The organism is Bacillus sp. EKM501B, assembly GCF_011800505.1.
GTDB lineage: Bacteria > Bacillota > Bacilli > Bacillales > Bacillaceae_G > Bacillus_A > Bacillus_A cereus.
Genome location: NZ_JAALFZ010000005.1, coordinates 140,441 through 164,374 on the forward strand (window position 1 = coordinate 140,441; position 23,934 = coordinate 164,374).

The window sequence follows — 23,934 nt, forward strand, 5'->3', positions numbered from 1 at the left end:
GCCTTTCTTATTGTAATACGTATACCCACTCAATTGTATCTCCTGGTTTTACCGTAGCTACACCAGCACTATGGTTTGGAAAAGCACCGTTCACACGATATTTCCATCCACTAGTATCCGCAATATCTTTTTCATATAAATCATTAATACCTTTTACATAAATACTATCTCTAGATCCGCTTGCATCAACATCTAATCCTGTACGTTGTAATACTTTATACACAGTATCGCCATCTTGTACATCCATCTTTTTCGCACCCATTATATATCCGTTATTTCCTTTTACCGAGATTGTTACTTGTTTTGCTTTAGGTACTGGTGGTACTGGTGGTGGCACTGGGTTTGGTGGTGGTACCGGTGTTGGTGGAGCTGGTACACTATTGTTCTCTTCTGGCTTTTTCTTTTGCTCCTGCTTCGGTGTTTCTTTCGGCTGATTCACAACCTTTGCTTCTTCTTTTACTTCTGGTGCTTTCGGTTGTTGTTTCTCTTCTTGTACTTGTTGCTGCTCTGGTTGCTTATTTACAGCAGGTTGCTCTTTCGGTTGTTCCTGTTGTTTCTCTTCTTTCTTTACCTCTGGTTGTGCCTGCGGCTTTTCCTCTTTCGGCTTCTCTTCTACTTTTTGTTCTTGTTTCTCTTTCTGTTCTTCTTGCTGCTTTTGCTCTGATTCAGCTTGCTTTTCTTCTGCTTTTTCTTCTGGCTTCGCTTCATCTTTTTGTTCTTCTTGTTTCGCTACCTCTTCTTGCTTCGGTTCTACCTTCTTTTCAGGCTTTACAGCTGCCTCTTCACATCCGGCAAGTAGCCCGAGCGAAAGCAGTAAAGAAATGAACCATTTCACCTTACTCATCCTATCTCTCACCTTTCATACGAAAATTAGGAGCAAATAATTGCTCCTAATTTTTTGTTAAGCTGCTTTACGTCTCCATAATACATATGCAGAAGCAATACATAATACACCCATACCTACTTCTGTTGCTGGACTATGAGAAGATGCTCCTGTTTTTGGTAGACTGTTACCGTTTCCGATTTTTTTATTCTTAACCGGTTCGTTATCTACAACTACTTTTAGATTTTCATCTTTTGTTTCTTGTTGTACTTGTTTTTGTTCTTTCGGTTCTTCAGTAACTTCTTTTTCTACTACATTATTTTCTGGTTCAACGACCTTTTCTGGCTCTTCAATCGGTTTTGGCTTAATTACATCACCAGCGTCTACATTAGACCAATCATAAATAGATTTTCCCATTTCCTTAAATTGAAGTAATGCTAAAAGAGCCTGTTCTGTAGCCATTCCGTTACCATTTTGATCACTTGGTAACCATTTAAATTCACCATTTGAAAGTTGATATGATAATAGGTTTTGCATTGCCTTATGAAGACGATTTTGATCTACATCTTTAACAAGCGATAATCCAATAATTGCTTGCGCAGTACTATTTGAATTTTCTTGTCCATCAGCTGAAAAACCGCCATTTTGCAGCTGTTCGTTATATAAATACGCAACAGCTTTTTGTATAGCTGGTTTCACATCTGATCGCTCTTGATAAGGAGCTAATGCTGATAAAACCATACCTGTTACATCAACGCTACTAGCACTATCTTTACTACCTGAACTATTATAAGTCCATCCACCGTCTGTATGCTGATTATTTAACAGTGCTTCCACTAGAGCAACTCTGTTCCATTTTGATTCAACTGGAATCTCATACTTCTTCGTATCAAATGCAAGTAAAGCAAATGCATAACCTGTAACAGAATTCACTTTATCTGACTCATACAATTTTTGAACTAAATTATGTCCACCTACATTTTTAGGGTCTGCACTCATTGCATTCATCATAATAATTGTTCTAGCTAAATCTGTCGCTGAAAAACGGTTAATACGCTTTTCTACTTTTTCAGTTACTGACTTAACATAATTTAATTTTGCCTCAATTGGCACATTCTTTCCAGAACGAGAAAGCGCTACAGCTACCCAGTCACTTTCAATTCCATCTTGTAACATCTTATCTGATGTTTTAGAAATGGCTTCGTTTAATTGTGCACTTGGAACTTGAATGTTCTCTTGCTGTGGTTGTTCTGTTTTTTTATCATCTTGACCTTCTGGTTTTGGATCAACTGTCGGTTTACCATTTTCACCTTCCGGTTTTGGATCGACTGTCGGTTTACCATTTTCACCTTCCGGTTTTGGATCGACTGTCGGTTTACCATTTTCATCTTCCGGTTTTGGATCGACTGTCGGTTTACCATTTTCACCTTCTGGTTCTGGTTCTTCTGTTTTGCCACCGTTAGGTTCTTCTGTTTTACACGTCCCGAACTTATCTAACGTTTCTTTCAATGTTTCCTGGCTTATATTGCTCCAGTCTGAAACAAAGCGAAAGACAACAACATCTCCAGATTTTAATTTATAACTATCTGCTCCGACTTCTGCAGACTTATCATTTACATCATACAGCCAAGCACTTGTAGCCCCGGCCATTAAACCATCGATGCCTTTTACATATGTTCCAAACGACATCGTTTCAGATTCTACCTTGTCCCCCATGACCTTTTGCAGCAAACTTAAAGCTGTTTCCCCATCTTTAATTTGCTCTTCTTTCGGACATAACATAATGCCTTTTTGTGATTCCCCAATAATTGCAAGTTTTGCTGTATTTTCTTCAGCAAACGTAATATGTACTGTATTCGCAAAAGAAACAAATACAAGTGTCACTGCCATTAACGACGTAAGCAGCCACTTTTTCAACATTGCCATCCCAAAATTTCCTCCCTTACTACCATTTACACAAAAAAAGGCCCTTCAAGGGCGTGCGATTGACACTCTCTTTTTGTAAGTGTCGAACAAAAATGTACAACACCTCCTACCCGCATTATTCGCGGCTATATTTGTATAGGAAAAATAATTTTGTTTATGAACGTATCATTGTGATAACATTCACTTTTCTTGGCACAACTTACTTCCATTTAAGTTATCGTAAAACGATAAACCTATACATTCTGTAAATTTTAAATTTCTGTATTATTTTACTATTGACAAAGAATTTTGTCCATGCTTTATCGGATTTATTTTCTAAGAATAATAACTTATTAACTCTTAACTATGTAAACTCTTTTCACTAATAATGACGCCATCTTCATCCGCATAGACATATTCATTTGGATTCCAATCCACTTGTCCAAAGTGCAATGAAATATTTCGTTCTCCTTTTCCTTCTTTCACACTTCTATTTGGCATCGTTCCTAACGCTAAAATACCAATATTAATATTCTTTAGTTCACTAGAATCACGAACATACCCATTCACAATAATTCCTGCTAGCTTTCTTTCTTCCGCAATAGCTGCCAAATTATCACCAAGTAACGCACAATTAGTAGACGCTCCGCCATCAACAACTAATACTGTTCCTTCTGGTAATGTTTGCAATCCTTCCTTCACTAGTACATTATCATCTTTCACTTTTACAGTTGCAATTTTCCCGTGGAATTGTTCTTTCTTCCCAAAAGACCGAAAAGACTGGCGACATATTTGTAATTCCTTTTCAAATTCATCACATAGATCTGTAGTTTTCCACATCTTGTTCCCTCTTTTCCTTTTTCTTTCTACATAACATATTCTTGGCTTATTATCGTTTCCCTGTCTAATATTGCAATAATTTGTATGTACGGGAAAAGGATACAAAAACTATTGCCTTAAGAAGCTACCTTTATTATAATCTATTTCACGGATTGAATTCAGAATATTAAAATTAATAAAGTGAAGAAGGAGGAATTTTATGCAAATACAAACTGAGGCAAAAAAACAACCTAGTAAACAAAAGTTTAAAATGCCTGATGCGTACGTACTACTATTTTTTATTGCCTTACTTTGCGCCATTGCTACGTATTTCGTTCCTGCTGGAGAATTTAAAAGAGTTACAAACGGGACCGTTACAACGACAATACCAGGTAGCTATCATTCTGTTCCGCAATCACCTGTAGGATTTGTTTCTTTTTTTACCGCTATTGAAAAAGGAATGACACTTGCTGCTCCGATCATCTTTTTAATTTTATTTACAGGCGGTGCCATTGCCATTCTTGAAAAAACAGGTGCTCTTGACGGTTTAATCTATCATGTTATAAACAAATTTCGTAATCAGCAATTACTTTTCATTTGTATCGTTGCCGCACTTTTTTCTATTCTCGGAACGACTGGCATTATCGTTAATTCAGTTATCGGTTTTATCCCCATCGGTATCATCGTTGCACGCACATTAAAATGGGACGCTATCGTCGGTGTAGCAATTATTTATTTAGGCACTTATGCTGGTTTTAACGCTACTATTTTATCCCCCTCACCTTTAGGCATTTCACAAAAGATCGCAGAACTTCCGATGTTTTCGGGAATTGGTTTACGCACAGCTATCTATATATCTTTTTTACTTGCCACTATCCTTTATATTAATTGGTATGTAAAGCGCTTGAAAAAATTGAATAAAGGAAGCATTCTTGGCGACAACTGGTTTCCAAGTAACGCTCTTTCAAGCGAAAAGGAAGCAGAGAAAAAAGAAGTTCCTTGGACGATACGTCATAAATTAATTTTACTCGTTTCAGCTTTATCATTAATTGCATTTTTAATAGGCGCTTTTCGTCTACATTGGACGGACGCAGAAATGACCGCTACTTTTATTTTCATAGCAATTACAGCCGGAATAATAGGTGGCATGAAAGCAAACGATATCGCTTCTACTTTTCTAAATGGCTGCCAAAACCTTATCTATGGTGCTTTAATTGTCGGAATGGCTCGCTGTATTTCAGTCATTTTAGAACAAGGCAAATTACTTGATACTATCGTTAACCAGCTCGCACAGTCTCTTGAAGGACAAAGCCCTGTATTTGGTGTTATCGGTATGTACGTGAGTAGTGCCGCATTACATTTCCTTATTTCATCCGGAACAGGAGAATCGGTTATTTTTATTCCGATATTAGCTCCATTAGCTGATTTCATGCACATTACACGCCAAGTTACAGTACAGGCTGTTATGCTCGGCGAGGGTGTAGTAAACTGCCTTAATCCAACTTCCGGTGTTTTAATGGGCGTTCTCGCAGCGAGCGGCATTTCTTATGGGAAATGGATTCGTTTCATGGCTCCACTTGCACTCATTTGGTTTATCATTGGACTTGTTTTTCTTATTGTTGGGGTAAATATTGAGTGGGGACCTTACTAAATACTTAACTAGATAAATAAGTACTATCGTTCCATATAAATATCTATTCTATTTCCCTCACTAGTCCTATAAAAATCATTTATTCTAGTAAAAATATAAGAAGGGATTGATCATAATGATCAATCCCTTTTATCAAAATATAATACCTTTAAAGATCTTAGTTCCAGATTTTATTTACCCATTCAGGATGATCAATAAAAGGATTGCGGTTATGTTGATATTTTGTAAAAATCACTTCATTACGCTTTCGCTCTAAATCATCGACCGGGTCTTGTTCATTCCATTTTAATAAGACAGATAGTTTCCCCATGTATGGATCTTTATTGTTGTTTACTTTTTCATTCAGTTCTAAATCTATTTCGCCGTTGTCTCCCTCGTAACGAACAGCCATATAAAACAGCATTCTAGCAATATCTCCTTTTACACTATCACGAGGTTCCCAAGAATCACTATCATATTTACACTCTGTCGCTTCAGAATGATTCACACCACCATTATCAAAATCTAGATTTCCACGTGAACTATTTACAGATACATCCGTCGCTCTTAAATGATGTAGATCTGTTCCAGGTCCTGCAGTCGTTCCAAAGTCACCGTGAGATTTTGCCCAAACATGCTCTCGGTTCCAGTTATTTACTCCTGATCCATTCGTAAGTTTCCCTTGCGAACGACCAGTATATAAGAGTATCACATTATTTTTATTATTTGGGTCCTCATCAGTATCTCTTAGCGCTTCCCAAACCGCACTGTATGATAGCTTTGTATGATTATCAATAATATTATGCAGTTCCTTCTTTAATTCTAAACCCGTTTTTCCTATTGCGTTATTATAATATGTATCGTCATAATTTTTCACAATACTCTCTTGTGCTGATGCAGGAGCTACTTCACCGTGTATAGTATCTGTGAATGATAGCGATGCAGAACCTAAAATAAAAAATGAAGATAGTGTAACCATAGCAATCTTTGTATTTCGAAACTTCATATACCCATTCCCCTTTAAAATATAATTTAAAGCTATTAACTAAAAAGTGCTTTCTAACCCCCAAAACCTTTTAGAAACCCCTACCCCTTTTCTGTTTATTTAATACAAGACTCTATCCAGTCTGTATCACTTCTAAACTTTTTATTTATTCACATTCCAAACAATTTCACTTTTTACAAGGAATATCCTTCTCTTATAAAGATTATTAACATATTCTTTACAACTAAAAAGTAGTTTAATATTAACTTATAAATTTTAATTTATTTATGCAATAATGCATATTTGATAAATACTTAAAAAAACAGTTTGAATAAAAAGCATTCAAAGAAAACCGTGCAACAAAACAGATACAGTCTAAGACAGAAATAATAAAAATCAAGATGATAACTCGACTTTTCCTTTTTCCATAACTGTCTTTATTTTTGTGTAAAACCTTTCTTTCTCTGAATAATACGTACAAAAATAGATTGGATACCATGTAGGCACCAATCTATTTTAATTAAAGAAACTGTGTCAATTCTGAGTTCACAATACGTTGTGCAGTAATGATAACACTGTCAGCTGTTAGTCCATAAACACTATATAGTCCACCAGGTTGATTAGGAACAATTTGAACTTCATATTCAAATGCTTGTCCAAAAGCAGGATGAACTAAACTTAGAGTTACAAAAGTAGAAGCATTAGAATTCACATTGAAGTTTACCTGTTCAATTAATACTAATGAACCGTCAAGTCTAAAAACTCTAGCTACTCCAGTAAGTGGGCCCGCAGTACGGTTAAGGATTTTCACCCTAACTCTATTTGCATTAGCAGGTTGATTTCCTACGTTTTCAATTGGTCCTGTAGTAAGAGCCATATAACATCACCTCCATTATATTATTATGATATTCAACGATAAACATTAATGTTATAGTCTAATTACCCAATTTACTTAAAATAAAAAGAAGCTCCAAATTCTATTATATTTAGGTCATAGATATTAAACTTAATAAAATCAAAGGCAGGAGCATATTTGATATGTTCCTGCCTTTTTATTGTGGGATACCGATAAATAGCCCTCTAGCTAAGATTTTAAAGTGCTACAAAATCAAAAATTTTATCTCACCACAGTTTTCTACGAGAATCCAGTGAACAGCTTATTTACATAATTTTTGTTCTCGGAAGTTGATTTTGTAGCGCCCTTTCTCGTAATTCACTATGTTTTCCAAAGAAAATAGTGAAAAACAGGGCGATGAATACATTTACAAAATGACAAAACTGTAAGAATACACGAATGTTTGTAAGAAAGTTCGATGTTTTCTTTTTCCTTTTTTTATTATAGTGAAAAAGAAGAACAAAATATTCTCTTATGTAGGAAAGGAAGATAATAATGATTGATCTATTAAATAAATGGATGTTAGAAAGTACAGCCAATTTTAATATCGTTGTAGGACTTACAGCACTTCTATTTTTGGGTTCAGTAATTGCACTTATTATTATTTACAAAAAAATTGGTAAACCGGTTGAAAGAACAAATACTATTTATTTAAAAATTACTTCTCGTATGTTTACTACTCAAATTCTAATGAATGCTATATTTATTTCTTTAGTTGGTAAAGATATTGAGAATTTCCGTCAAATCTTTATATTATTTGAAGCTTTTGTATTCTTTATTGGAGCTATTTATTCGTTTAAATTATATAGACAGGAGTACAAATGATTCACTTATAAGAAACAATAAAAAACAGTAGTGATTTTACATTACTGTTTTTTATTGTTCATTTTTAATTGTAAACTTTTCATTTTTAGTTAACTGTATATTCTATACATATGAGGTTAACATAACCCATCATTATCGTTAGCGAGGAAAAAGGACAACCCTGCTCTCACAAGTGAACCCTTTTTTAGTTCTATGAATCTATACATATTTTATACATTCCTATCCTAACGCGGTTTTAGTGCTCTTGTTTGTTACTGGATTAGCCAAAAAACTGTATAAAATCTTGCATACTATTAGCGTGTTTTTTCAAAAATACTGGCATCCCCCAATTTGTGCTTTCTTATGGATATTTCTTGACTCCTCATTAAAACACTCTCCGGTTCTTTGTCTATCTTTAAGAATAAACTCTGCTTGTTTATTTCAAGTTCTTACATCGAGGCTTTACCTCCTCCTAAAGCCAAACAAACGTTTCATATTACACGCCTACATTAAACTGAATATCCAATCTTTATCTAGTCTGTAAATAAAAAAGGATAATCAGCCCCATAATGGACTAACTATCCTATAAATTATTGTCTAAATTCAATAAAGTGAAACTTTAATCAGCCCTCACCAATCGGGCTTTTACGGGCAGTTGATCCCCATCTAATTTCTTTGCTTCCGCTGAATTTTGAGGTGAGGGTCTTACTTCCCGGCGAATAGCGGGATAAAACTAGAACTTCTTTTCCTATGTATCATTATTTCGTTACTTCACCAAACTGCGCTCTCGTCACTTTCGCCAAGTCCTCTACTTTAAGCTCAATTTGTATACCAATTTTCCCGCCACTCACTATCATCGTTTCAAGTGATTGGGCACTTTCATCAATACATGTAGAAAATAGCTTTTTCATTCCAACTGGTGAACAACCGCCGCGAATGTATCCTGACACTTTCGTAATATCTTTAACAGGAATCATTTCAATTTTCTTTTCACTTACTGCTTTTGCGGCAGCTTTTAAATTTAGTTCCTCATCTACCGGAATAATAAACACATGATAATTTTTACTATTCCCTTGAGCGATTAACGTTTTATATACTTCTCTCACTTCTCGTCCAATTTTCTCGGCTACTGATACGCCATCAATTTTCCCATCGTCTGGATCATATGACATCATCGAATATTCAATTTTTTCTTTATCTAATATTCGCATCGCATTTGTTTTATCTTTTTTCATAACGTTCTCCTTAAAAGGTTATTTCATATTATTAAGTTTTATTATACACCCTTTTCCATTTCTCCTACATAACTTCACGTATTTTTCAAAACTAAAAATATTGATAATTCAAAAATCATCTGATATAATTTGGAAAAACTTATGTTAAGGAGAGATTTGTCATGCGAAATGTTAATACTTCTTTCCAACTTCATCATCATACGTAACGCCGTGTATCCGAAGAAAAATTTTTCTTCGTGGGTACAGGGCTTTTCCTGTTGACCCACGAAGCGTTCATAAAGCTATGTGGGTATTTTTATACCTGCATAGCTTTTTTTAATTTAAAAAAGGAGTGATTATGATGGAAATGAGAAATGTAAAAGGAACGAAAGACTATTTACCAGAGGAGCAAGTGCTGCGAAATAAAATTAAAAGAGCTTGTGAAGATACGTTTGGACGATACGGATGCAAACCTTTAGAAACGCCGACGTTAAATATGTATGAGCTTATGTCTTACAAGTACGGCGGTGGTGATGAAATATTAAAAGAAATATATACACTTCAAGATCAAGGAAAACGTGATATTGCCTTACGATACGATTTAACTATTCCATTCGCAAAAGTTGTGGCAATGAACCCGAACCTCCGCCTCCCTTTTAAACGTTATGAAATTGGGAAAGTATTTCGAGATGGGCCAATTAAACAAGGAAGATTTCGTGAATTTATACAATGCGACGTTGATATTGTCGGTGTAGAATCAGTCATGGCTGAAGCGGAACTCATGAGCATGGCGTTTGAGCTGTTCCGAACATTAAACTTAGAGATATCGATCCAATATAATAACCGAAAATTGTTAAATGGTATTCTTCAGGCCATTAACATCCCTACTGAATTAACAAATGACGTCATTTTATCATTAGACAAAATCGAAAAGATTGGGATTGATGGTGTACGAAAAGATGTATTAGAGCGCGGAATTTCTGAAGAAATGGCTGATACAATATGTAATACTGTATTATCTTGTCTAAAGCTTACAATTGTTGACTTTAAAGAAGCTTTCAATAACCAACTCGTTGCCGATGGCGTAAACGAATTGCAACAATTACAGCAATATTTAATCGCTCTCGGAATAAATGAAAATACGATATTCAATCCGTTTTTAGCAAGAGGACTGACAATGTACACAGGTACTGTATATGAAATCTTCCTAAAAGATGGCTCAATTACATCTAGCATAGGTAGCGGCGGCCGTTACGATAACATTATCGGAGCATTCCGTGGTGATAGTATGAACTATCCAACAGTCGGTATTTCATTCGGTTTAGACGTTATTTATGCAGCACTATCGCAGAAAGAAACAATCTCATCTACAGCGGATCTATTTATCATCCCGCTCGGGACAGAATTACAATGCTTACAAATTGCCCAGCAATTACGTTCTACCACTTCCTTAAAAATCGAACTCGAACTAGCAGGACGCAAATTAAAACGTGCCCTTAATTATGCCAATAAAGAGAATATCCCTTATGTGCTTATTATTGGTGAAGAAGAACTTAGTACAAACACTGTTGTGCTGCGGAATATGAAGGAAGGTAGTGAGATGAAGGTTCCGCTTACTTCTTTGAAAAATAATACATTGAATAAATATTTTACTACGCCTACTACGTTATGACTGTGAAGTATTCTCAAAATGTAAATCAGGTAAACAAAAAAGGGCTGTCCGCGCATGACAGCCCTTTTCCCTTAATGAACAACACCTTCATAAGTGAAATTATATTAACGATTTTCCGAATATATCTATCATAATTTACACTATATCAACGATACATAGATTTTTCATTTGATAGATAACCGGGCAATTAGTTTACATAAAATAATTATACTCAATTTAATCTTACAAAACTTTAACATCCAATTACCTATTTTAATAATATATGGTTTTCTAATTTCACTACCAATTTAAGAAAAATTCATATCCTTCTCTACTATACCACTTTTATCTATTAACTTTTATTTTGTGCATTCCTACTCTCCAAAACTTTCTCCATATTATGAGTTGCCCATTCCATCATTAATAGAATCATTGGACGAAGTGATTCACCAAGCTCGGTTAACGAATATTCTACTTTAGGTGGCACTTCACGGTATACTTCACGATGTATGATGCCATCTGCTTCAAGTTCTCTAAGCTGCAGTGTTAACATTCTTTGTGTGATATTAGGTTTTAATCTTTTTAATTCATTAAACCTCTTTTTCCCATCTAATAAATGATACAAAATAACACCTTTCCATTTTCCACCAATCACCTCAACCATAGCTTCAACTGGACAAGAATATTTATTTAAAAATGGGTAATTTATATTATTTTCATTTGAACAATCCATAATAAATCCCTTCCCTTAACAATAGTATCTTTTTTGATACTATAACACATAAATGTGCGTACTTGTATCTATGTTACTTTAAAAATATAATTTACTTACAAAATAAATTAACGAAAAGAGGAACTTTTATGACAAATACAAACGAAATTACAAAAGAGAAAATTATGGAGGCTTTTCATTTCAGACATGCATGTAAAGAGTTCGATCCTATGCACAAAATTTCAGAAGAGGATTTTAAATTCATTTTAGAAACAGGCAGATTATCTCCTTCTTCTTTTGGATATGAACCTTGGAAATTTATTGTCGTACAAAATAAAGAATTAAGAGAAAAACTACAACCGTATTCATGGGGCGCTGGTGGGCAACTTGCAACAGCTAGTCATTTTGTCATTGTTCTTTCAAGAAACATTAAAGATATGCATTATGATGCAGAGTATATTAAATATATGATGAACGATATTATTGGATTGCCTGAAGACACTCAAAAAATTAGATATGAATTCTTCAAAAAGTTCCAGGAAACAGATTTTAACTTATTACAATCCGATCGTACTGTATTTGATTGGGCATCTAAACAAACTTATATTGCTTTAGGTAATATGATGACGAGCGCAGCTCAAATCGGTATTGATTCTTGTCCGATAGAAGGATTCGATAAAGAGAAAGTAGACTCTTTACTTCGTCAAGAAGGCATTATACAGGGCGATAATCTTGAAGTATCTGTTATGGTTGCCTTTGGTTACCGTAAAGAAGATCCAAAACGTGATAAAACAAGACAGACTATGGATACAATTGTTGAATGGATTAAGTAATATAGCACACACAAATAATGCTCCTAATAGCTGGATACTTATACTAAAGAACTATTAGTCGTTTTTCTTATGTATGAATTTGGTTTTTCATGGAAAGATATATTAGTATGTATGCAGTTTGAGCACTCTATTTTTTAGAGTCGAACAGGAGGAGAATGAATATGTCTGATATTGAAGTTGGCGAAGTGTTTACTCTTAGTGATGAGAATAACGAAGAGCAAGAAGTAGAAGTACTTGGAGCGATGGATGTCGAAGGCGCAGAATATATTGCAGTTGCCTTTGTTGAAGATATCCAAACAGAAACTGAGGAAGACATTGATATTTTCTTTTTAAAAGTAGAAGAAGATAATGAGTTTTCATACATTGAAAATGATGAAGAGTTTGATAAAGTATCTGCTGCGTTTGAAAAGATTTTGGATGAGCAAGAGCAAGAATAGTATGAATGAAAAACACGAGGGCGGATGCATATCCGCCCTCTTTTTATTACTCATCCAGAGACTCACGCAGTAATTGCAGTACATCTTTCATCGCAAAAGGTCCATCTTTTTTAACATGCTCCGCAAATTCTGAAACGAGACGTAATGTTCTCACACTTTCGATTGGATGTTCTCCTGATGCACTTTCAGCTGAAAGCATAACTGCATTCGTCCCGTCCAGTACAGCTTGAAACACATCAGTCACCTCAGCCCTTGTTGGAATAGAATGATCTACCATAGATTGAAGCATTTGTGTTGCTGTAATGACATATGTATTCGTTCGATTACATTCCTGAATCATCATTTTCTGTAAAAGCGGAATGCATTGATACGGTAACTCTACTCCTAAATCGCCCCTTGCAATCATAATTCCATCTGCTTCTTTACATATATCCTGAAAATTCTCGATTGCTTCCATCGTTTCTATTTTTGCAATTACATTAGGTGACGTTTCTTTATACTGTTGTATAAAATCTCGTATTTCTTTTATATGACTAGGTTTTCTTACGAAAGAACACGCGATAAAATCAACATTCTCCTCTAAAAGAAACTGAATATCTTTTTTATCTTTCTCTGTAATAGCTGGTAAACGAACAGCCGCACCTGGTAAATTAACTCCTTTATGGGATGAGATATTGCCACCTGTTTTTACCTTCGTTTCTATTTTGTCCGTACTTATCTTTTCAACAATTAATTCAACTTCTCCATCATTAATTAAAATTCTACTGTCTACTTTCACATCATTCGGTATTCCTTCATAATCAACGCTTGCTTCTGTATTACTCCCTGTAACTGGTTGTGTATGTAAAATAAAAGAATCTCCTGCCTGAAGTGTAATTTGCTCTCCCTTCACTTCACCTAATCTTATTTTAGGTCCTTGTACATCACCCAAAAATTTAATAGAGTCATCTAATGATTTCACTAAACGAATGATGTCTTTATGACTTTCATGCGTGCCATGCGATAAATTCAGTCGAACAATTTTCATACCATTCTTTATTAACTGTGCTAATGTTTCTTTATTATTACTTGCGGGTCCAATTGTACAAATTCGATCGATTGTCATTTTTGTCACCATCCTTTTTTTAATAAGTTTCCCATATGAACTTAAAAATAACAGAGATTCTGACATAAATAGATTTAAATTTACATGAATTTCATAAAATTAAACCTGTATCCCTTGCTGGCTAAGCATTAGAAGATATATTCGCTTTTTTGCAAATGAAGACATGTTGAATCGAAAGTAAAAGAAAAGTTAAGTATGGGATAAACCATTGAGAGTTTCGAAATTTTCATATATTGTATGAATTGAGTTCGAACTCAAAAATTTAAAAAGGTGGGAAAATTAGTGAATATGAAAAAATCTTTATCGGTGACAACTTTAGGGTTAGCGGTTTTAGGTTTTGGTTTTACTAATAACGCAAGTGCTTCAGAGATCGATACTGTAGACAAGCAGCCCGTTTTAGTTGACTTTGATACAATTCAATCAACAAAAACATCTAGTGTTCCTAGTTTGACTATTGCAGCTGCACCTAAGAATGACTCTAACATTAGCGTATATACTCCCTTTTTTGGTAACCCATATGCAGTTGCTAAATCGAAATCAACTACGACCGAAGACTATGTTTATGCAAAAGCAAGAACTTTCAATGGCGATGGCTCATTAGTAAATACGAAAAGTAATAGTGCAAAAAAATCATCCTTTGTAAGTGCTACAGCGACCAACACAAGCATTTATTATGGAGATGATTACGCTATCGGTAATCATACCTATAAATTAAGTGGTTATAATGATGTGAATCACGAAACAAAAGCTTTCTGGTAAGAAAGAGAAAAAAGATATGCATCTTGCATATCTTTTTTCTCTAATATTTTACATATATTGAGGTGCTATTTATGAAACAAATATATATTATTAGCGGTGTTTTACTTATTTCATTACTTACAATTTATATTTTGTTCAATACTTCAATCATACAACCTCATCCACCTTCCATAGAAAATAAACGCGAGCAACAAACCAATACTATTTCTTACGGATTGAAGGATAATCAAGGCCAACATATTAACAATGGCAGTACAATTACTAGTGAGGATAATAAAATTAATGTAACATTATCATTCGTACATACTATTAATGAAAACCGAAAATATGGATTAATTGTTCTAGAAGATTACGAACAAAAACCTTTTAAAATAGAAGATACTACTAATGAAATATCACACTATTTTTTTGATATGAAACCAAACAGTTCAATGACTACGAAAATCTCTTTACACACTTCTCCTAATGCAAGTGCATTAACCTTTTTAATAATAAAAAAACCTGAATACAAATTAAAAGATAATAACTTAAATAAAGCAGCTATTTTAGAAGATATTCTAAGTATGCGATATTCAATGCATCCTCTTCAGAAAGAAAACGAAAAAATAAAACTCCCCCTTATAGATCCAGATGCTATTTTAAAAGATGGTCTTTACGAACCAGTATTTGTTACGAACCGTGAAGAGAACTTACAAACTGTCTTCTTTGAAAAGGAAGGCAAGCAATTAATTTTATCAAACGGTAATGAAACAAATGATGAAATGACTTACGCAATCGTGGCTTTTAAAGATTGGAAACAAGTTGAAATATTTAACAATAGAAAAGTCGTTTATACTAAGGTTGCACCTGAAACAAGACAAATCTTTAATTTCACATTGCCTTCAGTGGATCAAGAAAGTAATTTTCAACTCGTCGCTTTTCCATTTCCTTATAAAGTTAGCGAAGAAGATTATGTCAGTCAACAAGCATTCAGTTCCTTTCGCATCGTAATTGAAAATGAAAATAAATAAGTTATACTGTGCACATTACAACAACCTAAAAAAGGCCTACTCACACGAGTAGGCTTTTGAAACTATGAAAGTTTCGTCAATAACTGATTTAAATCTTTTTTCGTTTTCGTCGTTAATGATTTCATTTTATTAACATCAATCTTTTCCTTCTCCGCCCCTACAATTAACGGATACATACTTTGACCGATTGTTTTAGAATCCGTCGGATGTGATGCTTCTAGCTCTTTTTCAATCACATCCCACTTTTCGTTAATTTGTTTGCCAAGCTTATTCACTGTTTCCAATTTCGGATTAGCAGCTAACTGCTTGTCCAAGCTATCAATTAATGCTACAACTTCTTTAACATTCGTTTTCACAGCAACACTTTTCTTCGGATCTTTCGTTGCCTTTCCGTTATTGTTTGTGCTTGTACTTGTGCTTTGATCTGCTGTTTTCCCGCTAGTCGTTTGATCATTCGTTTTTCCTGTCGTTTCTTTTTCTTTTGTTTTTACATTTTCGTTTTGAGTTGACGTTTTGCCGTTACTTTCTGTTCCTGATGATTCTTTCGTATTTTTTGCATCCTTATCTGTTTTTTCATTTGAAGAAGTATTTGTTTCTTTTTCAGTATCTTTCGTTGTTTTTGAAGCTTCATCTGCACTTGTCGTTTTTGCTTCTCCATCCTTTTGCGCAGTTACTTGCTCTTTCTTTTCCGTTTCTTTATCTGCTGAAGGACTACAAGCTGCCATAGTAAGCATTGTACCAATTGTAATCGATGCGATAGCGACCTTTTTCATTTTCATATAAATCCCCCTATGTTTTACATAATTTATCCTCCCCTTTACGATTCGATTTCCCCTTAAAAAATCCCTTTTCACATGAATTACCATCTTTCCGACAGTAATCTTCATAATAATACGGACAAAAACTGATAAACTCATTTTAATATTCGAGTTTCTTCTACTTCATTTTTCTGCTCGCAAGTAAAAGAAAAAGAGTATATTGTCACATTAAGAATCACTATCTTCATATGACGATATACTCTTCTATCAAATTTTTATCTTTCTTGACATTTTATTTATACAAAAAAATAAAATTTTCTTTCGTTTTTTGTTTCTCAGCATTTGTTAACATAATATTTTTATGAATAACCACCATTCGAGTGAATGACTTGCCCAGTAACCCATTTCGCTTCTTCACTTACTAAAAAAGAAATTAAGCGCGCAGCATCCATCGTTTCTCCAACTCTACCTTGCGGGAATTTCCATACTAAATAATGTTTTAATTCCTCTGTAATCCACCCTGTATTTGTTGGTCCTGGATCAACAGCATTAACAGTAATCCCCTTCTCCATCGCTACTGGTGCCACTGACTTTGTAAATGCTTCAATTGCCCCTTTCGTTGCTGCATATGCTAGTTCATCTGGCATTGGACCTACTGACTGTCCTGAAGTAAGATTAATAATACTCCCGCCCGTTTTAAGTGAATAATGTTTTATAAACAATGAACTTAATAGCATAGTAGCCCGAACATTAACTGTATAATGTTTATCCAACTGCTCTACATCTAATTCCTCAATCCTCGTATGAGTAGAATATACTGCATTATTAACTAGAATAGATGGATCACCTAACCGTTCTGATACCATATAAAACAAACGATTTGGCGAATAAGACTGCGATAAATTGATTTCTGCCATTTCACATCGAACATCGTAACTTTCAATTTCCTTTTTCAGCAAAAAGGGTTCTTGATCACTCATTCCCCATGGCATCGCTTTATCATACTTTGGCCAGTACGTGAAAAAAATGTCTATCCCCTTTTGAGCAAGCACCTTGCATACAGCTGCACCAATTCCATTCAGACGAGTTGCCCCTGTTACAATTGCTATTTTCTTCACCTTTTTCTCCTCCATCTATACACAGATCCCCTGCATGAATACAGAGGATCTATCTTCTTATTGAATATTTGACAGTATACGTTCAGCACCTAATTTTAACATTTTAATAAAGATATAATTTACAATCGTAAACATTACAAATAAAACGATAAACATAACCCATAGTCCGACATGAAGGAAGAAGTATAATACACTTACTCCCGCCACAATAATTAAAGCTATTAAAATATTAGCTAAAAAATTCCACAAAGTTGTATATCGACTTTTAAATAATTTCTGCTCTGTATCCCAATGAATATCTGCAGTTTGCGCGTCCCAGCGTGTTCCGATTAAATTAATTAATAACAACCCGTTCGCACTTAGTAAAAACCACAGTATCATAAAGACTGGAGAAATCCCAGCTACAACTGCCATCGTAATACCGAATACTGCTAAAATGATCACATTAATTAACCAAGCAGTGATTGCTTTCGCAAAAAAGATATCCGAAGCCTTTACTGGTAAATAACGATTCACAAACCAAGAGCTTCCATCTCGCGAAAATGACGTTGTTGCAATGACGTTACTACCCATTAAAAATAACGATGCACAAAGGCCCACGCCAATTGCAAGGCCTGCTGATTTTGGGTTATCAATATACCCTGTAATCCACTTTAAATTCCCGTCTTGCACGAATAAAACAAAGAACAACATAATTGGCATAACGAAAGTTTGTACAATGCAATTTAAGAAAAATTGTGGTGTACGGAATAACGTTTTAAATTCTTTTTTCACATACGCTTTTAAATGCGAACTTTGTACTGTTGATTTCTGTAAACCTTCCGCCGAAATAACTTGTTTCTTTGCTGTACTCGTTGAAAGTCCAATAACCCCTTTTAAATATGTACGCTCTGCTATGTAATAAAACAACACAAAGAAGACAAATGAAATAACTGCAAAGATTAATACATATAAAGGACCCTTCCAATTTGCATTTTCTACTAATGCCACTGCTCCGAAATATGTAGTTGGAAAATAGTTTGTCATTTGTACTAAAAGAGAAGATTGGTTGTTCGCAAGGTAATCCGCAATTGCATCTTCAGAAAACGAACTTTTATTTTTCCACTGTAAAAATACATTAATTCCTACAATAAATAGTATACTTACAATTCCAATAAATATATTTCCTCGGTCTTTATTTTTTGCTATATTTGTATACCTCATAATAACTGTCATCAGTAACGAAGCTAGTACTAACGGCACAATCGGGAAGAGTAAGTAAATAAAAATCATGTATATGTAATATGTAATAAATGCGCCACTTTTTAATCCGTACGTAATAAAGATTGGTAATAAAATGAATGAACTCATTACGTATTGTGTTATTAATACTGTTAAAAATTTTGCCGAAATAATCTGGGCTGGTTTTAATGGTAATGGTAGTAACATTTCAATATCATTGCTGTAGTAAAATACAGTTAAAATGTTCGTTATACTCATTAAAAATACCCATATACTCGCAATCGCAAGTCCCATTGCGATAATCATTCCTGGATCTTGCCCTAAATGTATCATTCCCTCATACATTGCGTGCGTGATAGAACCAAATAGTAAAAAGCCGACAAATAAAATGGCTGCAAATGAAAATACATACGCCCATCGCTTCTTCTTATCTGTTATAAAATCTGCATAATTTAATTTTAATAATACTTTCGTTAACGTCCAAATTTTACTCATTGCCCGTCATCTCCAAGAACATTTTTTCAAGTGATTCATTGGATTTAAAATGATCTCTCATTTCATCTAAATTCCCTTTAAACTGAAGATTCCCCTTATTAATAATTGCAACCCGGTCACATATTTTTTCCGCTACTTCTAATACGTGTGTAGAGAAAAATACAATCTTTCCTTTATCCGCATGTTCTCTCATCATTTCTTTTAAAATATATGCAGATTTCGGATCAAGCCCAGTTAACGGTTCATCTAAAATCCATACATCTGGTTCATGCACGAGCACACCAATAATAACGATTTTTTGTCTCATACCGTGCGAATAACTTTGAATTTGATCAGATAAAGCATTATAAAGATCAAACTTCTTCGCTAAAGACTCTATTCGTTCTTGTCGTACTTCTTTCGGCACTTCATACATATCGGCCATAAAGTTTAAATATTCAATTCCTTTTAATCGTAAAAACATATCTGGACTATCTGGTACATAACCAAACGTCTTCTTCGCTTCCATCGGCTCTTCCATAATATTTTTTCCGTTAATCGTAATAGTCCCTTTGTCCACCCCGTGAATGCCAGTAATCATCTTAATTGTCGTTGATTTACCCGCACCATTCGGTCCTAAAAATCCAAAGATTTCGCCGCTAGGTACAGATAAACTTAAGTCTTTTACTGCATAGGTAGACCCATTATAACTTTTTGACACATTCGTAATTTCAATCATTCCATCCAATCCTTTCCTTAATTACCAAATAACTATATTGATATTATAGCATACTTCTATTTTAAGATTTTTACATTTTTCAGTTTATTTAACCTTTAAAATAAATATACACCCCTAATCCAACAACTAAAACGACAGCTAGTATAATATAAATCATTGTTAAGCGTTTAATATTCCCCTTTGTCGCTTTGCTATAATTTGCATCACCATTCCGCCCAATTAACACCGTCGCAATGACAGTAATCACTACAAGTAATACAACGATCATGATCCAAGTTAGCATTTCTTCCTCCCCCTCCTTACAACCATTTTACAATATTATCCTCTTTATTTCGCAGCATATTTCCTCTTTTTACTATTATTATGAAGCAAACTGGAAAACCATTATTACCATTCCTATCCAATTGCGATATATTTATAACATAACGTGACTTATTTCTAACAACATAAGGAGGACCTATCATGAAAACAACTTGGATAAAATATTTAGGATTTCTCGGTTTCTTCGGTTTCCTCGGATTTTTTTATGAAAAAGGATTGTTTACTATGTTCTGTTTCTTCTCCTTTTTCACATCGTATAGAACAGTTCAACACGATGAACTGTTTGAACAAATTGTCAATAAATCGTGTCGCAATGCATTTATCGTTACGTTACTAACTACCACAATCATTATGTTTATTGAAATGTTATTTCCAAACCCTACGCTACAAGAGATTGATATCGCTCTTATTTTCGGCACACTCATTCTTACATTCGGCTTTTCTATGTTCTTTTTCGATAAACCAATTGATGAAATGGAAGATGCACCATGGCGTTCGTAACGAGAATAAAAGAATACCGTGCCAAATTGAACATGACACAAGAAGATTTAGCGAAGAGCGTTGGTGTGCGACGTGAAACAATTAGTCATCTCGAAAAAGGTAAATACAATCCTTCCTTACAACTTGCTCACGATATAGCGAAGGCATTACATAGTACGATTGATGAGATTTTTATTTTTGAGGATTGATTAAAGACGTCCAGTCACAAGAATCACATAAAAAAATACCGTCATTCTTTCCAAGAAGAATGACGGTATTTCTCATTGATTATCCATATAAAACCGCATGAAATACGCCTAATAGCAAGTATTGATCCTGCATGTAATCTTCATCATATACATTCATCTCAATGTAATACATATCTTCCTCAAGACGAATATTCCAATCTGCAATTACATAGCCCTTTCGTAATAACTTTCCCATTCCAAATGAAGTTTTATGAACAACATATTCTTCTGCCTTATATGTAAAGGTAAATAAGAAATTTGCATCCAATAACTTTCCGTCACATACAAGTATTTCATGCTCTGCATCATGATTATCTTTGTACGTTACTAAAATCCTTCTTTGGCGCTGCCTACTTACATCCTTTGCAATGACGCGAATATTGTCCTTACTATCCTTTATTTCATAAATAATATTACTACCAATTTTTGGAATGAAATCCAGCACTCTCATCAGCGTATTTTTATAATAGCCCCTTACTACGCCTACTTGCTCACTTCCATTATAAACCTCTATCGGTGTCGTATCTGCTTTGCTATCACACGGTCGTTTGTAAGAGAGCTGCATCATTCGCTCTCCTCTTAAGTACTGATCAAACGTCACAGGATATTCTATCATGCGCAGTTCTTTATTTAGCTCATACAAATAGCGTTGAACACTCTCTATTAATGTTGTAGTAGCTATACGCTCTTGAAGTTCAAATTCTTGCCAGCTGGAAAAAACATTCCATTGATTATGATCCTCTTCATAGAAGAAACCAAGAATTACCTCTTCACGGTCAGCCGTTTCATATTTCATAGGCACGTTCTGCCCATGTTGAACTTGTTCCATCCACTGACCTAAATAAATGCCCAGCTCTGCAACCTTCATACATGATTTTTGAAAAAATACGCTGTCACTCGCGCAAATCGTTACATCTCCTTCGATAAAGCCCTTTGAATAAGCATCATACCGTGGCTCATCCTTCTGCGGGATACTCTTATCTAACTCAAATAAAAACGTTAACATCCTTTATTCACCTCTAGTTGTTACACTAATCATACATGACATCGCATCACTCTGAGAGACTATTTATATACGCATATTTAATTCACGCATTATAACACGTGAATGATCTTGTATAGTAGCGCTATTTTTTGTTCTATATCTTAGTATATGAATTTATATGAGCGATTTTTCAAATATATCTATCACAACTTACAATATATCAACGATTTTTCAAATATATCGATTTTTCGACAAATATCAGCACAATTAAAATGAAGCTACCTTTTCTTCAGCCACTTCTACAATTTCTAAAATTTGTAGCAGACTCTCCACTTCATAAGTCGGATTAACACTCGTCTTATTCTCTTTCAAACTCGGATTATACCAACACGTATCAATGCCGAAGTCTTCTCCGCCTTTCATATCAGAAGTTAGCGAATCTCCGACCATTAGTACACTTGATTTATCCGTAATTCCAAATTTCTCAAATGCATAATCAAAAATCTCACGCGCTGGTTTTTGATGACCAACTTCTTCAGAAATAATAATGTGATCAAAGAAATTACATAAAGGCGAATTTCCGATTCTTGATTGTTGCACCTTCGTATATCCATTCGTAATAATACCTAACTTGCAATCTTGAAGATTTTCACATAATTGTACTGCGCCTTCTATAAGATGTACTTCCTTCCCTAAATTTTCAAGGTATACATCACTAAATTGCTGCGCATCTACGGCTATATTATGAAGTGCAAATAATTGTCTAAATCGCTCTACGGCTAATTCACTTAGCGTAATCATTTTATTTTCTAAATCTCTCCATAATCCATTACTAATCTCTTTATAACTTGCAAGATGATCATTATACCCTGTAGGCATGCCAAACTGTACAAACGCATTATGTAATGCGTGTCTTTCCGTTTCAGGGAAATCTAATAATGTATCGTCTACGTCGAATAATATAAATTTGTATTTCATGATGTTCTCCTCAATTCCTATTTTAAAAGCTTCGTTCTCATTGCTTATAAGTTTTTATATATGTCGTGATGAAGCGCTTTAACCCGCTCTTTATAGAATACACCTTTATCTTTTATTTTCAAATGTGCTATAAATAAATTTGCTAGCATGACTGCTGTATCTAGTCTATAAAATAAACTAACAATATGAGGAGTAACATTAAAGATACTATCATTCTTATATCCATCTTTAAATTCATCCCAACTAACCTCATTTGTTTCAGCTATTCTCATAAGCTCCAGCAATGGATGACCAATTAAAGCATTATCCCAATCAACTATTGCTTTAACTTCTCCATTATACCCGATTAAATTGGCTGGTCGAATGTCCATATGTAATAAACATTTTACATGATCTGCTGTACTAAGAATATATTCAATTGTTTTTGTATCCGGAAGATTAATTTTGCAGTTCGTGATTGTATTAAACCCTTCTATCCGTTTCACAATTCGTTCTGCTATATACTTACTAATAGGCTCTCTAATATTTTGTTTGTAATACAAACCATCAATTGGCATACTATGAAGATTGCTCACTAACTCCCCTATTTTGCATGCGGAAATTGGCATATGATCAGCATACACACAATCCGAAATTAAAAAATCAAGTTCGGTTGAAAGATGCAATCCGTGTATCCTTGGTACTGGAATACCTTTTGAATGACAATACTTAGACAGCTCCGCTTCCTTTTGCAACGAAATCCGACTGTTAAATAAGTCTTCATTTATATTTTCCACTTCTCTTTCCCACGGTACTCGAAATGCCAAAGACCCCTTTTCTGAATCTCCTTGAAAAACAATATTTTGCACTCCCGTTCCAATCACCTTTAAATCTTGAATAGCTAGTTCCTTATACTCTTGACTTAGTATTGTTGCCAGCTTCTCTCTTAACCCCTCTGCTTTTACACGTGTATGAATCATTTTATCCCCCGATTCTTAAGTTCTTTTCATCCATTTTCTCCTCTGTGCACAACATCCTCATTAACAAAATT

The 23,934-nt window shown here is 34.4% G+C and carries 25 protein-coding genes; 9 read left to right on the forward strand and 16 right to left on the reverse strand.

Features of this window, described 5'->3' with window-relative positions; translation table 11 throughout:
* Nucleotides 1-7: 7 nt before the first annotated feature.
* The 3 genes from HFD78_RS13350 to rraA form a co-directional block, all read right to left on the reverse strand.
* On the reverse strand, nucleotides 8-844 hold the full coding sequence (locus HFD78_RS13350) for a DUF4430 domain-containing protein (RefSeq protein WP_087875589.1): 837 nt from the start codon (nucleotides 842-844) through the stop codon (nucleotides 8-10).
* A gap of 57 nt (nucleotides 845-901) precedes the next feature.
* A complete protein-coding gene (locus HFD78_RS13355; protein ID WP_070756777.1) occupies nucleotides 902-2,749 on the reverse strand; it encodes a DUF4430 domain-containing protein in 1,848 nt (615 codons plus the stop codon).
* A 339-nt stretch (nucleotides 2,750-3,088) separates the two neighbouring features.
* Nucleotides 3,089-3,568, reverse strand: a complete 480-nt coding sequence (gene rraA / locus HFD78_RS13360; protein ID WP_000266038.1) for a ribonuclease E activity regulator RraA — start codon at nucleotides 3,566-3,568, stop codon at nucleotides 3,089-3,091.
* 199 nt (nucleotides 3,569-3,767) lie between these two features.
* Here rraA and HFD78_RS13365 point away from each other — a divergent pair, with 199 nt between their 5' ends.
* Entirely contained in the window at nucleotides 3,768-5,198 is a 1,431-nt protein-coding gene (locus tag HFD78_RS13365; RefSeq protein ID WP_001166970.1) for a YfcC family protein, read from the forward strand.
* Between the two features lie 157 nt (nucleotides 5,199-5,355).
* Here the strand turns inward: HFD78_RS13365 and HFD78_RS13370 are convergent, their stop codons facing one another.
* Nucleotides 5,356-6,183 (reverse strand): endonuclease I family protein, encoded by an 828-nt coding sequence (locus HFD78_RS13370; RefSeq protein ID WP_000672187.1) that lies wholly within the window; start codon nucleotides 6,181-6,183, stop codon nucleotides 5,356-5,358.
* A gap of 499 nt (nucleotides 6,184-6,682) precedes the next feature.
* Nucleotides 6,683-7,039, reverse strand: a complete 357-nt coding sequence (locus HFD78_RS13375; protein WP_001229426.1) for a hypothetical protein — start codon at nucleotides 7,037-7,039, stop codon at nucleotides 6,683-6,685.
* A gap of 513 nt (nucleotides 7,040-7,552) precedes the next feature.
* On the opposite strand from HFD78_RS13375, the gene HFD78_RS13380 reads away from it, so the two are divergent.
* Nucleotides 7,553-7,882 (forward strand): hypothetical protein, encoded by a 330-nt coding sequence (locus HFD78_RS13380; protein WP_000566272.1) that lies wholly within the window; start codon nucleotides 7,553-7,555, stop codon nucleotides 7,880-7,882.
* A 737-nt stretch (nucleotides 7,883-8,619) separates the two neighbouring features.
* On the opposite strand, the gene ybaK is transcribed toward HFD78_RS13380, so the two are convergent.
* Nucleotides 8,620-9,096, reverse strand: a complete 477-nt coding sequence (ybaK, locus tag HFD78_RS13385) for a Cys-tRNA(Pro) deacylase (protein ID WP_000710861.1) — start codon at nucleotides 9,094-9,096, stop codon at nucleotides 8,620-8,622.
* Between the two features lie 337 nt (nucleotides 9,097-9,433).
* On the opposite strand from ybaK, the gene HFD78_RS13390 reads away from it, so the two are divergent.
* Complete coding sequence (locus HFD78_RS13390) at nucleotides 9,434-10,747, forward strand: histidine--tRNA ligase (protein ID WP_100240250.1); 1,314 nt, start codon at nucleotides 9,434-9,436, stop codon at nucleotides 10,745-10,747.
* A 331-nt stretch (nucleotides 10,748-11,078) separates the two neighbouring features.
* Here the strand turns inward: HFD78_RS13390 and HFD78_RS13395 are convergent, their stop codons facing one another.
* Nucleotides 11,079-11,459: a winged helix-turn-helix transcriptional regulator gene (locus HFD78_RS13395; protein WP_000340650.1), complete on the reverse strand. Its 381-nt coding sequence runs from the start codon at nucleotides 11,457-11,459 to the stop codon at nucleotides 11,079-11,081.
* A 128-nt stretch (nucleotides 11,460-11,587) separates the two neighbouring features.
* Here HFD78_RS13395 and HFD78_RS13400 point away from each other — a divergent pair, with 128 nt between their 5' ends.
* Together HFD78_RS13400 and HFD78_RS13405 are read left to right on the forward strand one after the other, a co-directional pair.
* On the forward strand, nucleotides 11,588-12,271 hold the full coding sequence (locus tag HFD78_RS13400; RefSeq protein WP_000185718.1) for an NAD(P)H-dependent oxidoreductase: 684 nt from the start codon (nucleotides 11,588-11,590) through the stop codon (nucleotides 12,269-12,271).
* Nucleotides 12,272-12,426: 155 nt separating this feature from the next.
* On the forward strand, nucleotides 12,427-12,708 hold the full coding sequence (locus HFD78_RS13405; RefSeq protein ID WP_002005464.1) for a DUF1292 domain-containing protein: 282 nt from the start codon (nucleotides 12,427-12,429) through the stop codon (nucleotides 12,706-12,708).
* Between the two features lie 46 nt (nucleotides 12,709-12,754).
* Here HFD78_RS13405 and HFD78_RS13410 read toward each other — a convergent pair whose 3' ends face one another.
* On the reverse strand, nucleotides 12,755-13,813 hold the full coding sequence (locus HFD78_RS13410) for a pyruvate kinase (RefSeq protein ID WP_000151081.1): 1,059 nt from the start codon (nucleotides 13,811-13,813) through the stop codon (nucleotides 12,755-12,757).
* 282 nt (nucleotides 13,814-14,095) lie between these two features.
* Here HFD78_RS13410 and HFD78_RS13415 point away from each other — a divergent pair, with 282 nt between their 5' ends.
* Nucleotides 14,096-14,572, forward strand: coding sequence for a hypothetical protein (locus HFD78_RS13415; protein ID WP_001056346.1), 477 nt, complete (start codon nucleotides 14,096-14,098; stop codon nucleotides 14,570-14,572).
* A gap of 71 nt (nucleotides 14,573-14,643) precedes the next feature.
* Entirely contained in the window at nucleotides 14,644-15,582 is a 939-nt protein-coding gene (locus tag HFD78_RS13420) for a hypothetical protein (RefSeq protein WP_000810169.1), read from the forward strand.
* Between the two features lie 62 nt (nucleotides 15,583-15,644).
* On the opposite strand, the gene HFD78_RS13425 is transcribed toward HFD78_RS13420, so the two are convergent.
* The 5 genes from HFD78_RS13425 to HFD78_RS13445 all read right to left on the reverse strand — a co-directional run bounded on the left by HFD78_RS13425 (nucleotide 15,645) and on the right by HFD78_RS13445 (nucleotide 20,175).
* The gene (locus HFD78_RS13425) at nucleotides 15,645-16,361 is read right to left on the reverse strand and encodes a hypothetical protein (RefSeq protein ID WP_000782538.1); all 717 of its coding nucleotides are present in this window, start codon (nucleotides 16,359-16,361) and stop codon (nucleotides 15,645-15,647) included.
* Between the two features lie 338 nt (nucleotides 16,362-16,699).
* Nucleotides 16,700-17,458 carry an SDR family oxidoreductase gene (locus HFD78_RS13430; protein WP_002103389.1) on the reverse strand — a complete coding sequence of 253 codons (759 nt, stop codon included), beginning with the start codon at nucleotides 17,456-17,458 and terminating at the stop codon, nucleotides 16,700-16,702.
* A 57-nt stretch (nucleotides 17,459-17,515) separates the two neighbouring features.
* A complete protein-coding gene (locus tag HFD78_RS13435) occupies nucleotides 17,516-19,174 on the reverse strand; it encodes a putative ABC transporter permease subunit (RefSeq protein ID WP_000036889.1) in 1,659 nt (552 codons plus the stop codon).
* The gene (locus HFD78_RS13440; RefSeq protein ID WP_000570204.1) at nucleotides 19,167-19,892 is read right to left on the reverse strand and encodes an ABC transporter ATP-binding protein; all 726 of its coding nucleotides are present in this window, start codon (nucleotides 19,890-19,892) and stop codon (nucleotides 19,167-19,169) included. Before HFD78_RS13440 ends, HFD78_RS13435 begins: the two co-directional genes overlap by 8 nt.
* Nucleotides 19,893-19,980: 88 nt before the next feature.
* On the reverse strand, nucleotides 19,981-20,175 hold the full coding sequence (locus tag HFD78_RS13445) for a hypothetical protein (RefSeq protein WP_000958863.1): 195 nt from the start codon (nucleotides 20,173-20,175) through the stop codon (nucleotides 19,981-19,983).
* 179 nt (nucleotides 20,176-20,354) lie between these two features.
* Between HFD78_RS13445 and HFD78_RS13450 the strand changes: the two genes are divergently transcribed.
* Both HFD78_RS13450 and HFD78_RS13455 read left to right on the forward strand, forming a co-directional pair.
* On the forward strand, nucleotides 20,355-20,714 hold the full coding sequence (locus HFD78_RS13450) for a DUF3796 domain-containing protein (RefSeq protein ID WP_000859225.1): 360 nt from the start codon (nucleotides 20,355-20,357) through the stop codon (nucleotides 20,712-20,714).
* Nucleotides 20,702-20,902 (forward strand): helix-turn-helix transcriptional regulator, encoded by a 201-nt coding sequence (locus HFD78_RS13455; protein WP_000896323.1) that lies wholly within the window; start codon nucleotides 20,702-20,704, stop codon nucleotides 20,900-20,902. The genes HFD78_RS13450 and HFD78_RS13455 overlap by 13 nt, the downstream gene beginning before the upstream one ends.
* Before the next feature lie 79 nt (nucleotides 20,903-20,981).
* Here the strand turns inward: HFD78_RS13455 and HFD78_RS13460 are convergent, their stop codons facing one another.
* The 3 genes from HFD78_RS13460 to HFD78_RS13470 all read right to left on the reverse strand — a co-directional run bounded on the left by HFD78_RS13460 (nucleotide 20,982) and on the right by HFD78_RS13470 (nucleotide 23,863).
* Entirely contained in the window at nucleotides 20,982-21,947 is a 966-nt protein-coding gene (locus HFD78_RS13460) for a tubby C-terminal domain-like protein (protein ID WP_000955120.1), read from the reverse strand.
* Between the two features lie 246 nt (nucleotides 21,948-22,193).
* On the reverse strand, nucleotides 22,194-22,904 hold the full coding sequence (locus HFD78_RS13465) for a YjjG family noncanonical pyrimidine nucleotidase (protein ID WP_000875414.1): 711 nt from the start codon (nucleotides 22,902-22,904) through the stop codon (nucleotides 22,194-22,196).
* Nucleotides 22,905-22,948: 44 nt separating this feature from the next.
* Entirely contained in the window at nucleotides 22,949-23,863 is a 915-nt protein-coding gene (locus tag HFD78_RS13470; protein ID WP_000582026.1) for a phosphotransferase family protein, read from the reverse strand.
* Nucleotides 23,864-23,934 lie beyond the last annotated feature (71 nt).